Here is a 13,929-nt window from a genome sequence, read left to right as displayed (position 1 = left end):
GACCTTTCTTTGGGCTGAAATAATAATTAAATGTAGTTACAACCTTATTTTATTATAAGTTATATTTACATTAAGTCAAAATATTCCCTGGAATTAAAGAGAACAATCTAAATAAATCATTTAAATCTTATTTATTGAATAAACAAGTAGCCGAAAATATTTTTTATCTATGATATATAAGTATATGTTATACTTATTTCAAAAATATTTTCCATAGTTTATTATAAAGGTAAAAGATAAAAATATGTTAAATAATAAACTTATTAATGCCAATAATTCTATGAATTTTTGGCAAAAAGCAGCAGATAATTCTGAATATACATACACACATTCGTATCAGGCTATGGGAACAACTATTGATATAAAAGTAAATACTTCAGATTCAGAAGGCAGAAAGATAACCAAAAAAGTTATTCAGCTCATCGACAACATAGAAGAAATCATGAATTTCCATAATCCTTCAAGTCAGATAAGTAAAGTCAATTGTAAGGCTGGTAAATCATGGGTGTCGGTAAATACAGAATTATATTTTGTAGTTTCGGAATCAAAGAGATATGCCCGTTTCACAAAAGGTTTTTTTGATATTACCACTGGGGTTCTTACTGCTGTTTGGAATCATTATACAAAGGTGAAAAATATTCCTCCTCACTATCTTGTTGAAGAAGCACTCAAGCTGGTTAATTATAAAGATATATTGATTAATAAAAAAAATAAAAAAGTAAAATTAAAGAGAGAAGGGCAAAAAATAGATTTGGGAGGCATAGCCAAGGGTTATGCTGCCAATCAGGTAATTGAGTTATTTAGAAAGATGGGATTTACCTCAGGACTAATCAATTTAGGAGGAAATGTAAGCTTGTTAGGTACTAACCTTGAAAGACAACCCTGGGTAGTTGGAATACAAAACCCCAATCGCGAGAGAGGCAAATCTTTAGGAGTAGTTTTTTTATCAGACACTTCAGCAGTAACCTCCGGTGATTATGAACGATATTTTCAAAAAAACAATATAGTTTATCACCATATATTAAGTCCTTATACCGGATATCCTGCAAGGGGAGGATTAAGAAGTGTTACTGTTATACACCCGGATTCCATGCTATCAGATGTTTTATCCACAACAATATTCACTATTGGTTTGGAAAAGGGGATTGGAATAATTAAGAGCCTGAGTGAAGTTGAAGTAATAATTGTTACTGATAATAGAATATATCTTTCAAGTAGTTTAGTTAAAAAATTTCATTTAATCGAAAAAGGTTTTTCGATTTTTAAAATATAATTATATAGAAAATGGAGATTTTAAAATGTTTAGGAGGGTAAAAAATAAAATGTTAAGGATACTGCTATATGTTGGTGCTGTAATACTAATTATAATGATTGCAATTTTTATTTATTTTAATCAGGGTTTAAGTAAATACCGCAAAATGGTAATTAATGAGGTGGATTTACTGAGTATTGAAGATGGAACTTATCAGGGAGAGTTTAACGGCGGTCGCTGGAAGAATAAGCTGGAAGTTACTGTAAAAGATCATAAAATTGTTGATATTAAAATGATTCAAGCATCAGATATGTCCGGTTTGAAGGCCATAGGGGAAGAAGTTTTTAAAAAGGTAGAAGAGGAGCAGTCATTGCAAATTGATGTCGTATCAGGGGCAACGGTTCATACTAAAGCAATTTTGAAATCAATTGAGGATGCATTAATTAAATAGTAATAAATGGAAATAAGAAACTGCCTCTATACCAATATCTGTAATCTTAAAATAGAGGCAGTTTTCCTATTAAATGCTAATCCTCATCAATCCATGGAATCATTGATCTGATTTCTTTTCCCACTTTTTCAATCAGCAGATTTGATTCTTTATCACGCATAGCATTAAAGAATGGTCTGCCAACCTGATTTTCTAATAACCATTCCTTGGCAAAAGTACCATCCTGTATTTCACTTAATATTTTTTTCATTTCTTTTCTTGTTTCTTCAGTAATAATTCTCTTGCCTGATTTTAAATCACCATATTCGGCAGTATTGCTTACATCATCACGCATACGGGTAATTCCACCTGCATAAATCAGGTCAACAATCAATTTTAGTTCATTAAGACATTCAAAATAAGCTACTTCCGGTTGATATCCTGCTTCAACCAATGTGTCAAATCCTGCTTGAATCATAGCAGTAACACCACCACATAGGACAGCCTGTTCTCCAAAGAGGTCTGTTTCGGTTTCTTCCTGGAAAGTTGTTTCGATTACACCTGCCCTTGTTCCGCCAATTGCCTGAGAATAGGCAAGGGCTATATCTTTGGCGTTGCCTGAGTAATCCTGGAAAATTGCAATTAAATTAGGTACACCTTTTCCTTGAGTATATGTTTTTCTTAAAATTGAACCCGGGCTTTTTGGGGCTACCATAATTACATCTACATTTTTTGGGGGGATAATTTGTTTAAAATGAATATTAAAACCATGAGAAAACATCAAAACATTTCCTTCTTTTAGGTTTTCAAATATATTACATGCACAAAAAACTTGTGGCTGCACTTCATCGGGTAATAACATCTGGACAATATCAGCTTGTTTTACTGCTTCCTCAATTGTTGCAACTTTTAGCCCATCTTTTTGTGCCTTTTCCCAGGATGAACCGCCTTTTCTTATCCCAACAATAACATCAACACCACTGTCTTTCAGGTTTAAAGATTGTCCTCTTCCCTGACTTCCGTATCCAATAACAGCTACTGTTCTGTTTTCTAAAAATTTCTTTTGAGCGTCCTTATCATAGTAAATTGTTGCCATTATAAATTCCTCCATTTATTTATATTATTTTACAAATCAAAAAATATTTACAAAGAATCATTTTAGTATTTTGGTATCTCCTCTTGATAGGGCAATTTTACCGGTTCGGGATATTTCCAAAATACCAAAAGACTCAAGTAATTTGAGTTTAGCATTGATTTTTTCTTCGGTGCCGGTAATTTCTATAGTAAGGGCTTGTTTGTCAATATCTACAATATGCCCACGGAATGCTTCTATTAATTGCATGATTTCGGTTCTTTGGTTTATAGATTTTGTGCTAACTTTGATTAAGGCCAATTCTCTTTCAACTGACGTTTCTTTTGGCAAGTCCCTGACTCTTATTACATCAATTAGTTTATTAAGTTGTTTGGTTATCTGCTCAAGAATATTTTCATCTCCTTGTGTAACAATAGTGATTCTGGTAATCCCCTTTTTTTCAGAATGACCGGCAGCGATACTTTCTATATTAAACATTCTTCTGTTGAAAAGACTTGACACTCGTGCCAAGACACCAGGCGTATCTTTAACTAAAATAGCAATAGTATGTTTCATGACTGATTAACTCCTAACATTTTATTGATTGCTTCTCCCGGTGATACCATTGGAAATACATTTTCTTCAGGTGGTATCAAGCAATCTAATAACATAAACTGTTTACTTGATAATGCAATTTTAAGAGCTGAATCAAAGGCATCTTTGGATGTGACTCTGATACCTTTTCCACCATAAACCTCAACGAGTTTAGAAAAATCGGGACTTCCCTCCAGGTTTGTAGAAGAATACCTTTTTTGAAAGAACAGTTCCTGCCACTGACGAACCATTCCCAGATAACCATTATTCATAATGATTGTAACAATAGGTAAGTTATTATTTACAGCAGTAACCAATTCCTGGGAATTCATCTGAAACCCCCCGTCGCCGGATATGCAAATTACCTTTTTTTTGGGACAGCCAATTTGGGCACCTATTGCAGCAGGCAAGCCAAATCCCATAGTGCCTAATCCTCCGGAGGTAATAAAACTTCTTGGGTGGAGGTATTGGTAGTATTGGGCTGCCCACATCTGGTGTTGGCCTACATCTGTGACTATAATTGCCTCACCTCCGGTTATTTCATTTAATTTTTCAATAATATACTGTGGCCTGAGGATGTTATCTCTTTTATATTCTAGTTGATTTTTTTGCTTTATTTCGGCAATTTCTGTAAGCCATTCTATTTCTTTTTTAGGTTCTATCAATTCATTCATTTTAGAAAGAACATATTTGACATCACCTACAATTGGAATATTTATTTTTATATTTTTACTTATTTCTGCCGGGTCGATATCCACATGAATGTATTTTGCCTTAGGGCAAAAGCGTTTAATATTTCCTGTGACTCTATCATCAAATCTTGTTCCGAGAGCGACAATCAAATCAGACTCATTAATTGCAATATTAGCACTTGCCAGGCCATGCATTCCCAGCATTCCCAGGGACAGGGGATTGTTTTCAGGAAAAGACCCCAATCCTGTTAAGGTAGTAGTTACAGGAATATTTGTTTTATCAACAAAATTTTTTAGTTCTTTTGCTGCATTGGAAGCTATAATTCCACCTCCGGCATAAATAACAGGCTTTTTGGATTCCTGTATTGCTTTTGCTGCTTTTTTGATTTGGTTTAAATTCCCTTTTAATGTAGGATGATAACCTGAATACCTGCTTTTTTCCGGATAATTAAATTCTGTTTTAGCGTTTTGAACATCCTTTGGCAAATCTATTAAAACCGGGCCGGGTCTACCTGTCCTTGCCAGATAAAATGCCTCTTTAATCGTTGATGCAAGGTTTTTTACATCCATAACCAGGTAATTATTTTTTGTAATCGGCAAGGTAATCCCGGTAATATCAACTTCCTGGAATGCGTCTGTGCCAATTAAGGGAGAAATAACCTGTCCAGTGAAGGCAACAACTGGAATAGAATCTAAATAAGCATTAGCAAGACCGGTAACTAAATTAGTAGCACCTGGTCCTGAAGTGGCAAAGCATACGCCAACTTTACCAGTTGCCCTGGCATAACCATCTGCTGCATGAGCAGCGCCTTGCTCGTGTTTGGTCAGTATATGCCGAAAGTATTGTTTTTTGTATATGGTGTCATAAAGGGGCATAATAGCACCACCGGGAATTCCAAAAACAACCTCTACTTTTTCTTTTTTTAGACATTCGACCACTATTTCTGTTCCACTGAGTCTCACTACTAATCCCTCCTTTATATCTTTTAAATTACTTAATTAACTCAAAAATTATGGGTTACTAACATATTTATACTGTCTCTCAAAAACAAAAAACCTTCATCTCTATTTTAATAATTATAAAAATAGGGACGAAGGTTTCCGTGTTACCACCCTAATTCAATAAAGAAAACTTGTTTTCTTTATCCTTCATTATTATAACGCAAATATAAGCGACTGTACTTCTAATACTACATACAGTATAAATAGATTAAAAAGAAGTGATTTTCAGTATAATTAAACTATCGGATTACACCATACCCGACTCTCTTTAGTTTAACCTTTACTTAATTATTTCTCTTTATTTTAAAATATTAAATTTCCACAAATTTTACTAAATAAAAGTTAGATTGTCAAAAATATTTTTTATTAATACTGTTCTGATAGGAAAAGACGAAAGGACAAGAGGTTCGACGAGTTAAATATCTTAGAAGTTAAAGGGGAAAACACAACAATAAGAATAATAATGGTAGTTTGAATTAAAAATTAATTCGTTATACAATAAAAATAAATTATAAAATGGAGGTAATATTTGAAAATGAAAGATAAAAAGACATTTAAGTTGTTTATATTCTTGATTTTCACAATTGGATTGTGTATGCCCTTGTTGCTTCAAGCAGCAGAAGTAGATCAGGAATTTCCATATGTAAATAAAATTGTTTTTAGCAAGGATGTCGAGGAAAATGAACCACTATTGGAAACAGACACCTTCTATTTATGGGATGAAAAGGTTGTTTGCTGGGTAAGTTTTAACTATAATTCAGATGTTCCCTTTGTTATATCATGGGAATGGACAGATCCGGAAGGTAAAATTTACCATATTGGTAAAATAGAGATGGAATCCGGTAACTATAGAAATTATCGAACATGGTATTGGATTACAATTTCAGATCATAATGCTGCAAATCTTCCGGGTGAATGGAAGGCAACAATTTTTATCAATGATGTCTTATCAGCTGAAAAAAAATTTGTAATAGAATAAAAAAATAGAATAAATATTGACAGAATTCCAGTTATTCTATATACTCTATAACTAAATAATTTGATAAAGCATTAACATGTTAAAGCAGAAGTGTACCTAGGGTTCCGTCAATATTAAGCGATATTTTGAGCCTGGACCGAGCGGTACAAGCAAAATAATTAATTGCTACACTTTTAGGATAAAAGCCTGAGAGATAGGTTCTGTAAAAGGATTTATTTCTCAGGCTTTTTGTATATATTTTTTAATAGCTGTTTTATAAGAATGAGAAGCAAAAGGAGAAGAAATACAAAAAGACCAAGAATTAATAAAAGAAAGGAGATATTAATGGGAAAAAAGAGTAGTGCACTGGATGTAGCTAATTTACAACTGGAAAAAGCTTTTGAAAAGATGGATTTAGATGAAAATATAAAAAACCAGTTACGTAAAACAGAGAAGGTATTAACTGTATCTATACCTGTTAAGATGGACAATGGCAAGGTTGATGTTTTTACCGGCTTTCGCGCACAATATAATACAGCCAGGGGGCCGGCAAAAGGAGGAGTACGTTATCATCCTGATGTCTGCTTTGACGAAGTAAAGGCATTGGCAGCCTGGATGACCTGGAAATGTGCGGTAGTTGGATTGCCTTATGGTGGTGGAAAAGGTGGTATTATCTGTAATCCCAAAGAGATGTCAGAAGGGGAACTGGAAAGGTTATCCAGAAGGTATATTTATGAAATATCATCTATCATTGGTCCTCATAAAGATATACCTGCACCGGATGTTTACACTAATCCGACAGTAATGGGGTGGTATGCAGATACATATAATATGTTAAATGGAGAAGCAGCCTTTGCAAGTATTACCGGTAAGCCAATTGATTTATGGGGATCAGAGGGTAGAGTAGAGGCAACTGCATCAGGCGTAGTTCAGACTATTATGATGTCATTAGAATATTTAGGTATTAATCCTGAAACTGCAACAGTAGCTATTCAGGGATTTGGTAATGCAGGCTCCTATATTGGAAAATTTCTTCATGCGAATGGATTGAAAGTTATTGCTGTTAGTGATTCAAAGGGAGGAATTTATAATATTAAAGGACTTGATCCTGTTGAATTACAGCAACATAAGCAGGAAACAGGAACAGTAAGTGATTTTAGCAGGAATGGAACAGAAAAAATATCTAATGAGGATCTATTAACAATAGACTGTGACATACTTGTTCCGGCAGCGCTTGAAGAAGTAATCAATAATAATAATGCCCGGGATATAAAAGCAAAAATAATTGCTGAAGCAGCAAACGGACCTACGACACCAGAGGCAGATTTAGTGTTAAAAGAAAAAGAAATATTTGTTATTCCTGATATTTTAGCAAATGCAGGTGGTGTGGTAGTTTCCTATTTTGAATGGGTGCAGAATTTAAATGGTTATTTTTGGGGAAAAGAAAAGGTAACCCGAAGATTAAGAAATAAGATGGAAAAAGCTTTTAATGAAGTTTTAAGTATTGCCCAAAAAGAGAGTATTGATAACCGCACTGCTGCTTATATATGTGCTGTAAGCAAAGTTGCCCAGGCAATGAAGTTCAGAGGTATCTGGCCTTAAATAGTATCTTTATGAATATTAATTTCGAAGCCCTTGTCCTGTCTTAATAGCAGGCCAAGGGCTTCTCATATTTCAAAAATATTGAATTATTAGAAAGATATTTATTATAAAATATAGAAAATAGAAACATAAAAGTTAATTATATTTTTGAGTAAGATTCCTCGACTTCTAATTGAGAAGAAGTATTTTCACTAAATGCCTCCTGGTATTCATCATTGATTTGAAGCTTAATCTGTCTAAAGAGAATAATTGCCAACAAAAAAGTTAAAATATTAGCAATTGGCTGGGCAAAAATAAAACCTGAAAACCCGAAAAAACTATTTAATGTAAATAATAAAGGTATGTAGAATAATCCCTGTCTGGCAAGGGCTAAAATCAAAGCAGGTTTCCCCTTGCCCAGAGCCTGGAAACTAACCCTGATAATGAATTGAATTCCGGCAAAAGGCAATGCAATAATCAACGCCCTCATAATCTTAATGCCATAGTCGATTACTTGCTCGTTATTAATAAAAATTCGAATCATTTCACCGGCAAATAAATAGAAAAAGACTAAGAAGAAAACAGAAATAGCTGTTGCCATTAATTCCCCTGTTTTAATGATTTGATTGAGCCTTTTAATTTTTTTTGCTCCATAACTATATCCAATTAGGGGTTGTGTTCCCTCAGATAGTCCAATTAGAAGCATAATCGCCATAGAGAAAAGTCGATGATTTATTCCGAATGCTGCTACTACCATGTCATTATAACCGGCAGCAACATAATTCCCTAAAGTCTGAGCTATACTCATCATCATATGATTTATTGATGCAGGAACACCAACTCTGAAGATTTCCAGATATATTTCCTTTTTAGGAGAAAAGTATTTCCAATTTATCGATATTAAGCTTTTTTGTTTAAGGTAAAAGTTAAGATAAAATATTAATCCACTTAATTGACCTATTAGAGTAGCAATTGCCGCTCCTTTTACTCCATAACCAAGCAATAGTATAAAGATTGGGTCGAGTACTATGTTTATACCTGTACCGATAAACATTCCAAACATTGCTATTTTGGCAGCTCCTTCTGAACGCAGCAATAATCCTAAAGAAAAATTGCTCATAATAATAATACTTCCCATAAAGATAATGGTAAGATATTGATTTGCATGGCTAAACGTTTCCTGGGTTACTCCAATTAGTCGTAGAATAGGTGATATAAAAAATAAACCTAAAATAGTAACTGCAATTCCTGCAAAAATGCATGTATAGAAGGCTGTAGCGCTGGTATTTTTTGCCATTTCATAGTCTTTTTCACCTAATAACCTGGAGACATATGAGGAAGCTCCAAAACCAAACATTCCACTGATTGACATTAACATCATAAATATTGGAAAAGCTACAGAAACGGCAGCTACCTGATAGGGGTCGTTTAGTTTGCCAACAAAAAAGGTGTCTGTCAGATTATAAAAAATTTGTACTATCATCCCCATCATTGTAGGAATAGCCAGGCTCAAAATTGCCTGGAAGGGTTTTTCATCTCTTAGAATTATTAATCTTTTTTCGTCCATTAACTTGCTCCTCTATAAGTAATGCTTTCACTAATATAAAAGTAGTAAAAAACAATATAAGCTAATACTTAATTTTTTCTTTAATTTTCAATAATAAAAGCACCAGTGTTTCAATTTCTTTTTGAGAAAAATCATTCAGTAAATATTTTTCTGTTTCTTTAATATTTTTGATGCAGATTTGTTTAATTTTCATACCTTTTTTAGTAAGTACAATAGTTGTATTTCTGGCATCTTCTGTATCTGGTTCTTTTTTGATTAAATTCTTTGTTTCTAATAGTGTAATCAATTTAGTCATGGAAGAAGGCTTGATTTCCAGGAATTCATGTATCTGTTTTTGATTAATTTTATGATTTTCATGTTCCCATAAATAAGCCAATACTCTAAATTGTGAAATGGTAAGATTGTTTTTGCTAAGATTCTCATCCATGCGCATTTTAAGGTGATGACCAATTTGCATGATAAGCCTTGGCAGATTTTTACCTGTATGATTTATTTCCATAAAAATTCCTAAATAATTAGATAGCTAAATATATTATAATAACAAAAATTAACAATATGTCAATAAAATAATCTTTATTATTCTATTTTTAAGAAAGCATTAAATTACAAAAAAAATAAAAGAAGTATAAATCAATAGGGAGTTCAAGCATTGAAACGGTAACCGGAGCCCCACAATGTATCTATGAAACGTGGGTTTTGTGGATCCTTTTCTATTTTATCCCTGATTTTTTTTATATATACTGCAATGGTTGCAATATCTCCGTAAGAATTATCACCCCATACATGGTCATACAACTGTTCTTTGCTAAAAACAATATTAGGGTGGGATGCTAAAAAATTTAATATTTCAAATTCTTTGGTAGTTAGAATAATTTCCTGATTGTCCAGAAATACTCTGCGTGAAGCCTGGTTTATTGAAAGGTTTTTTATGTGAATCTCATTCCGTATATTTTTATTTCTGCCGGTAAGTCTGTCGAAACGATCCAGATGGGCTTTAACCCTGGCTACAAGCTCATTAGGGCTAAAAGGCTTGCTTATATAGTCATCAGCTCCTAAACCCAGACCACGTATCTTGTCAATATCTTCTCCCCTGGCAGAAATTATCAATATGGGAATATTTGTTTTCCCCCTGATTTTTTTACATACCTCAAAACCATCAATATCGGGTAACATTAAATCGAGTAGTACAAGGTCATAATTTTTGCTGAAAACTTTTTGAAGTCCTGTTAAACCATTATTGCTGATCTCTACCTGAAATTGATTGATTTCCAGGTAGTCTTTTTCAAGTTCGGCAATGCTTTGTTGATCTTCAATAATTAGAATTTTTTTCATTGTTATTTCCTTTATTTCGGGTTCAGTTTTCTAAATTCTGTTTTATCTTTTTTAGGGTAAAAAAGATACTCGTACCAGATCCGTTTTTACTTTGTGCCCAAATCCGACCACCATGATCAGCTATAATTTTTCGGGCAATATGTAAACCAAGCCCGGTACCTGACGCCCTGTTCGAACGTGACTTATCTGCCTTATAAAAACGGTCAAATATTTTTTCTAACGTTTCTTTGGAAACACCTTTCCCATTGTCATAAATCTCTATTTTAGCTTCCTCATCTGTTTCAGTTAATATCAATTTGATTACTGAGTCGGTTTCTTTTTTGAAATTTATTGCATTATTAATGATATTAAGAATTACTCTTTTTAATTGTTGTCGGTCAGCCTTGACAGGATTCAATTCATTATAATTCGCTTCAAATTCAAGACTAATTCCTTTTTCTTCAAGCTCAAAACGCAATTCTTCATAAGAATCAGCCAGATAATCCTTTATATTAATGTTTTCAAATTGATAGAGAGATTGATCCAAATCAAATTTTGAGAGTAAAAATAAATCTTCTATTAAAGACTCCATGTGAATTGCATTCTGATGGATAGTCTGTAAATATTTATCCTGTTTTTCTTTAGATTTTGGAATACCATCAATGATACCTTCTACATAACCTTTAATTGTAGTAATTGGAGTTTTTAAGTCATGAGAAATATTGGTAATCAATTCATTCCTGTTTTTTTCATATTTATTTTTTGTTTCTTCTGACTTTTTAAGTTGTTTCCTGGCCTCTTCGAAACTTTGAAAAAGATCACCGATCTCATCTTTAGAGGGAGACTTAAGATGAAAATTATAATTACCTTTTCTGATTTGCTGAGCAGCATTTTTTAACCGAATTAAAGGGTTGACAATCTGTTTAGATAGAAAGTAGGTGATTAGACTATTTATACTTATAATAATGATTAAAAATAAAATCAATGTATAGATAACTGACTTTTTAAATTGATTTAATTCCTGAGACGCAGAACTGGAATCGTAGACTAAAAATATTTTTCCCTGAGATTGATCATTGAAATAAAATGGGATTGCTTTCATAAATAAATTATCTGAAATCTGAGTCAAATTATCAGATTTTGGCTCTATTCGGTAATTATTGAGAGACATATCTTCTTTCTTAAGTCCAAGCGAGTTTATGAAAGTAGAAAAATAAACGAATTCATTTTCTTTTTGTACAATCAAGCCAATATTCAAAGAGTTGATAAAATCATCGATTTGTTGCAAATAATTCTGTTCCAGAAAACGTTCAGGCTCTGTTTCAATAACATTAATCAGGGTATTCTCGGCTCTATAATAGGCACGATTCAGTGGACTCATATGGTTATCAGGGGATGGTAAACCGATAAAATTCTGAAAATGTTCAGTAATAATCAGGCTAACCCCAATTATTAATATTATTGTGATGATAATCAGTATTAAATTTGAAATCCATAATCGTTTTTGGATTGTCATACTTAGTATTATATATCAATATTTTTAACAAGCCATAAAAAGATTATAAAAAAATTATAAAAATTTTGATATAGAGTAATATACAGAAAATTGCTTCAAATCAATTGACCAAATATGATACAATCAAATAAAACTGCCTGAGTTTAAAAAAAATTTAATAGGAAAAAAATTTAACGAAAATTATCCTATTTAAATAGGGAGACATAATGGAAGCAAAAAAAAGTTTTATCCTCGAACAGGATAAATGTATTAAAAAAGAAAACAAAATCGCCTATTTTTCTATGGAGATATGTGTTGACCAGAAAATACCGACATATAGTGGTGGATTGGGTGTACTGGCAGGTGATACAATCCGTTCAGCAGCTGATCTGGGGGTTCCAATGATTGGTATAACCTTACTTTATAAGAAAGGTTATCTCAAGCAAAGAATTGATGAGAACGGATACCAGCAGGAATTACCGGAAGAATGGAATCCGGAAGATTATCTGATTAAGCTACCGGTTCAAGCCCAGGTGGAGATTGAACACAGGGTTGTTAATATACAATCCTGGATGTATATGGTAAGAGGTTTGGATGGGGACTCTGTTCCGGTTTATTTTTTGGATACAGATATTCCTGAAAATACTGATTATGACCGGAGTCTTTCTTACTATCTATATGGCGGGGATGATAAATATCGTTTAGCACAGGAAATCATATTAGGTATCGGTGGAGTCAGAATGCTAAAGAAATTAGGATATACTGATATTGCCAGGTACCATATGAACGAAGGCCATGCCAGCTTATTGGTATTAGAGCTACTCAATAACCATGTAGATATTGTATCAAATCAAAGTAATCTTGATATTGTAAAGAACAAATGTGTTTTTACTACACATACACCGGTTCCCGCAGGAATGGATAAATTTTCCTATGATTTGGTGAAGCAGGTTCTTGGAGAACCAATTCCGTTTAATATGCTAAGAGATCTTGGTGGATCAGAAAGGTTAAATATGACTCAGCTGGCATTAAATCTTAGCCATTACATTAACGGTGTAGCAAAAAGACATGGAATGGTTTCAAGGGAAATGTTCCCGGGATATCACATTGATTCTATTACCAATGGTATTCACTCTGCCACCTGGACAAATAAATATTTTTCTGACCTTTTTGACCAGTATATGCCTGGTTGGAAGTTAGACCCATTTAGTTTAAGGTATGCACTTAATATTCCAAATAATGAGGTATGGGATGCTCATCAGAAGGCAAAAAAAGATCTGATTGATTATATTAATAAAACACATCATTCTGATTTTAAAGAAGATATTTTTACAATTGGTTTTGCGAGACGTGCCACTGCTTATAAACGGGCTAATTTAATTTTTCATAACCCTGATAGATTATTCAACATTGCAAGAGAAAAGGGAGAAATACAGCTTGTTTTTGCCGGTAAGGCACATCCGAAGGATTATTCAGGTAAGGAATTGATACAAAATATTATATCTGAGTCCAACAAAACAAGTAAACATATAAAAATTATTTATTTAGAAAACTATGACATGGACTTAGGAAAGCTTTTAACCGGTGGAGTAGATTTATGGCTAAATACACCCAGAAAACCAAAAGAAGCATCAGGTACTTCAGGAATGAAAGCAGCACATAATGGGGTACCTAGTTTCAGTATCCTGGATGGATGGTGGGTAGAAGGATATATTGAAGGAATAACCGGATGGTCTATCGGTTCAGCGGCTGATTATGAGAGTATTGATCAGGAGGAAGCCGATTCCCTGTACCAGAAGTTAGAGACGAAAATTATACCGGCATATTATCATGAGAGAGAAAGGTGGAATAATATCATGAGACATTGCATTGCTATTAATGCATCTTTTTTTAATACACATCGGATGGTATTGCAATATGTTTCAAATGCCTATCTCTCATAGTTTATTATAATAAAAAAAGAGAAAGGAGATAT

The 13,929-nt window shown here is 33.2% G+C and carries 12 protein-coding genes; 5 read left to right on the top strand and 7 right to left on the bottom strand.

The window, feature by feature from the left end:
• Positions 1–244 precede the first annotated feature (244 nt).
• Both PHQ99_01905 and PHQ99_01900 read left to right on the top strand, forming a co-directional pair.
• Entirely contained in the window at positions 245–1,273 is a 1,029-nt protein-coding gene (locus PHQ99_01905) for an FAD:protein FMN transferase (GenBank protein MDD4288335.1), read from the top strand.
• 49 nt (positions 1,274–1,322) lie between these two features.
• A complete protein-coding gene (locus PHQ99_01900) occupies positions 1,323–1,703 on the top strand; it encodes an FMN-binding protein (protein MDD4288334.1) in 381 nt (126 codons plus the stop codon).
• 76 nt (positions 1,704–1,779) lie between these two features.
• On the opposite strand, the gene ilvC is transcribed toward PHQ99_01900, so the two are convergent.
• The 3 genes from ilvC to ilvB are packed head-to-tail and all read right to left on the bottom strand — an operon-like array spanning position 1,780 to position 5,003.
• Complete coding sequence (gene ilvC / locus PHQ99_01895; GenBank protein ID MDD4288333.1) at positions 1,780–2,778, bottom strand: ketol-acid reductoisomerase; 999 nt, start codon at positions 2,776–2,778, stop codon at positions 1,780–1,782.
• 57 nt (positions 2,779–2,835) lie between these two features.
• Complete coding sequence (ilvN, locus tag PHQ99_01890; GenBank protein ID MDD4288332.1) at positions 2,836–3,330, bottom strand: acetolactate synthase small subunit; 495 nt, start codon at positions 3,328–3,330, stop codon at positions 2,836–2,838.
• Positions 3,327–5,003 carry a biosynthetic-type acetolactate synthase large subunit gene (gene ilvB, locus PHQ99_01885; protein ID MDD4288331.1) on the bottom strand — a complete coding sequence of 559 codons (1,677 nt, stop codon included), beginning with the start codon at positions 5,001–5,003 and terminating at the stop codon, positions 3,327–3,329. The genes ilvN and ilvB overlap by 4 nt, the downstream gene beginning before the upstream one ends.
• Positions 5,004–5,577: 574 nt before the next feature.
• Between ilvB and PHQ99_01880 the strand changes: the two genes are divergently transcribed.
• Together PHQ99_01880 and PHQ99_01875 are read left to right on the top strand one after the other, a co-directional pair.
• The gene (locus PHQ99_01880; GenBank protein ID MDD4288330.1) at positions 5,578–6,021 is read left to right on the top strand and encodes a hypothetical protein; all 444 of its coding nucleotides are present in this window, start codon (positions 5,578–5,580) and stop codon (positions 6,019–6,021) included.
• A gap of 324 nt (positions 6,022–6,345) precedes the next feature.
• Entirely contained in the window at positions 6,346–7,602 is a 1,257-nt protein-coding gene (locus PHQ99_01875; protein ID MDD4288329.1) for a Glu/Leu/Phe/Val dehydrogenase, read from the top strand.
• 139 nt (positions 7,603–7,741) lie between these two features.
• Here PHQ99_01875 and PHQ99_01870 read toward each other — a convergent pair whose 3' ends face one another.
• From PHQ99_01870 to PHQ99_01855, 4 genes are all read right to left on the bottom strand, one after another.
• Positions 7,742–9,148, bottom strand: coding sequence for an MATE family efflux transporter (locus tag PHQ99_01870; GenBank protein ID MDD4288328.1), 1,407 nt, complete (start codon positions 9,146–9,148; stop codon positions 7,742–7,744).
• A 61-nt stretch (positions 9,149–9,209) separates the two neighbouring features.
• Positions 9,210–9,647 (bottom strand): MarR family transcriptional regulator, encoded by a 438-nt coding sequence (locus tag PHQ99_01865; GenBank protein MDD4288327.1) that lies wholly within the window; start codon positions 9,645–9,647, stop codon positions 9,210–9,212.
• Between the two features lie 143 nt (positions 9,648–9,790).
• Complete coding sequence (locus PHQ99_01860) at positions 9,791–10,480, bottom strand: response regulator transcription factor (GenBank protein MDD4288326.1); 690 nt, start codon at positions 10,478–10,480, stop codon at positions 9,791–9,793.
• 22 nt (positions 10,481–10,502) lie between these two features.
• Entirely contained in the window at positions 10,503–11,975 is a 1,473-nt protein-coding gene (locus PHQ99_01855; GenBank protein ID MDD4288325.1) for a HAMP domain-containing sensor histidine kinase, read from the bottom strand.
• A 206-nt stretch (positions 11,976–12,181) separates the two neighbouring features.
• Between PHQ99_01855 and glgP the strand changes: the two genes are divergently transcribed.
• Complete coding sequence (gene glgP, locus PHQ99_01850; protein ID MDD4288324.1) at positions 12,182–13,897, top strand: alpha-glucan family phosphorylase; 1,716 nt, start codon at positions 12,182–12,184, stop codon at positions 13,895–13,897.
• Positions 13,898–13,929 lie beyond the last annotated feature (32 nt).

It is taken from the genome of Atribacterota bacterium, from assembly GCA_028703475.1.
GTDB lineage: Bacteria > Atribacterota > Phoenicimicrobiia > Phoenicimicrobiales > Stramentimicrobiaceae > JAQVMU01.
Note: the sequence above shows the minus strand (reverse complement) of the source record. Positions and strands in the feature narration are given on the sequence as shown.